Annotated in this window: 2 protein-coding genes; both read left to right on the forward strand. The window is 54.3% G+C overall.

Going from position 1 to position 2474, the window contains the following annotated elements; genetic code table 11:
- The first annotated feature begins 438 nt into the window (after positions 1-438).
- Positions 439-1500: an IS110 family RNA-guided transposase gene (locus tag IEW17_RS20520; RefSeq protein WP_188563931.1), complete on the forward strand. Its 1062-nt coding sequence runs from the start codon at positions 439-441 to the stop codon at positions 1498-1500.
- 65 nt (positions 1501-1565) lie between these two features.
- The gene (locus IEW17_RS20525) at positions 1566-2123 is read left to right on the forward strand and encodes a hypothetical protein (protein ID WP_188563932.1); all 558 of its coding nucleotides are present in this window, start codon (positions 1566-1568) and stop codon (positions 2121-2123) included.
- Positions 2124-2474: the final 351 nt, after the last annotated feature.

The following is a 2474-nucleotide window of genomic DNA, read 5'->3' on the forward strand; positions in this document are numbered from 1 at the left end:
TAGAATCTTACTCCACTCCTTTCCTTCATTGACCTAAATTAAGAGGTCGTGTCTGAACATAGGATAACACGTGTTATACCCCCGACCTCGGAATCGTGGTGGTTTTTGGCACGGCTGACCGTTGCGCCCTGCGTGGTATTTTACCGGGTGTAGGCGTCATTTGTAAAAGGTAACACCCTAAGCAGTCCCTTGTATGATTGCATTGCCTTTCGTTGAGAGGCAGCCAGAAAAGGAAACGGAGTCACCCACTATCCCTAAAGGCGGCGCTTCGGCGCTGACCTTAAGCGCTAGAGCCTGTGCTCCGTTTCCCGTTTTTGCCTGAAGACTGAACAGTATGAAGGGAGCCCCCGCCACCGGTGAGTGGCATCCCGCATGTTTACAAGGAGAGTTGCGGTAAAAACTTGACTGGCTGATTCATTTTCACTTTTTTCCTCGTTTATGCCAGTCACTTCTTCCCCCACCGCCCCGCTCAAATACGTCGTGGGCATCGACATTGCCAAGGACACGTTTGTGGCCTGCTTCGGCCGCATCGACGTGCACCAGCAGCTGCGCTTCGGCAAAGAAGCCACCTTCGATAATACGTCGGCCGGCTTCGCGGCCTTGCTGCTCTGGACGGCCAAACAGCAGGCCACCGCCACCCCGTTGTGGTTTGTGGTCGAGGCCACGGGCGTTTACTACGAGGCCCTGGCCTATTTTCTGTCGGACAACGAACAGGCGTTGAGCGTCTTGTTGCCCAACAAAGTCAAGCACTTTGCCCAAAGCACCGAGCAGAAGAGCAAGACCGACCAGCTCGACGCCCGCCTGCTCTGCCGCCTGGGCCTGGAGCGGGCCTTGCCCGCCTGGCAGCCGCCCACGCCGGCCTTGCGCCAGCTGCGGGCCCTGGCCCGCGAACGCCAGAGCCTGAAGCGGCGTGGCGCCCGGCTCAAAACCCAGCGCCACGCCTACGACCACAGCTACCAGCCCGACACCCGGACCCTGGAGCGCCTGGCCGTCCGCCAGCAACTGCTTAAGCAGCAGCTCAAGGCCATCGACCAGGACCTGGCGGACCTGCTCAAAGCAGAGCCCGAGCTGGCCCGCAAACTGGCCCACCTGACCAGCGTGCCGGGCATCGGTCTGACCACGGCCATCGTGGTGGTGGCCGAAACCAACGGCTTCGTGCTCATCGAGAACGAGCGGCAGCTTGCCTCTTACGCCGGCTTGGACGTGGTGCAGCGGCAAAGTGGCCTCTCCGCCCAGGCCACGCGCATTTCACGCCGGGGCAACGTGCATCTGCGTCAGGCGCTCTACCTGCCAGCGGTGAGTAGCCTGCGCTACAATCCGCAACAAATGGCTTTTTACGCCCGCCTACGGGCCCGCCAACCCAGCGGCAAGCCCGGTGTGATTGCCGTCATGCGCAAACTGCTGCTGCTCTGCTTTTCGCTTTGGAAAAATGACCGCCCTTACGACCCGCACTACCATCCGGCGCACATGGCCGAAAAAGAAGTAGCCCCGACCACGTGAACGTGCCGAGGCTACACAGGATGAACCCGAGGGCCCTCCTTCAAGAGGGCCAAAGATAAAAAATCTTGCCCGATTTCTTGCTTTTCATCACAGTATCTAGCGCATTACAGAGTGATTTATTGATGATAGACAATACCCCTCTTGATATTAATCAATACACTATCCAGCTCAAGCAATGGGTTGAAGAAGTGGTGCGCGGCAAACGCTGGGAGCACTTCGATGATTTGCACATTGACACCCTTGGGGGACAGTTTCAGCGACCAGGACGATGGATAGAAGGAAGTTTATTGCTACTCGGAGCACTAACAAACATGTATGACCCGCATCTATACCAAACCTTGCTAGTCATACGGCTCACTCCCACTACTATTCCTACTGTTGTTCAAGAGTTAGACAGCGTTTTATTGGAAAAGGAAGTCGATACCACACCCCCTTCCTTTTATTTATTTCCCCAACCCTCTCCCGTAGTGACGGCAACAATGCAGAAAACCGTCTATCTACCAAAGTTTAGCCAGCAGCTACAGCAACAGGTTTATTTTCAAGAACAACTGGATGAAGGGGAGTATGAGCGCTCCTTGATGGTATTAGCCGCTATGCCTATCAAGACCGAAGGCTTATGCTAAAGCTCGACTAAAATACTTAATCACTTACATAGCAAGACGAAAGCCATTTTACGTGTTGCAAACGACCGTTCAAAGCAGGTTAAGTAATGTCCGGCATTTCCTTTGACCGCGAGCGGCCAATGATGCATTTTCAGAACGTACCTACTGCCGTTTCAAAAGATACTGCTGCTGGGGTACTTTTTTTGAAAAATGCCGGATTCGCCACTGATTTTTAAACCAGCGTCACAGCTACATCAGCAACTGATGTTGCGCAAGGTATTGGTTGATTGCTTGGAAATACCCTTTTCTAAGTAGTCACGCAAAAGTAACGGTGTACTTTTGGCCGACCTCCATTAAGACGTGTTCGATGCG

It is taken from the genome of Hymenobacter frigidus (genome assembly GCF_014640435.1).
GTDB classification, from domain to species: Bacteria; Bacteroidota; Bacteroidia; order Cytophagales; family Hymenobacteraceae; genus Hymenobacter; species Hymenobacter frigidus.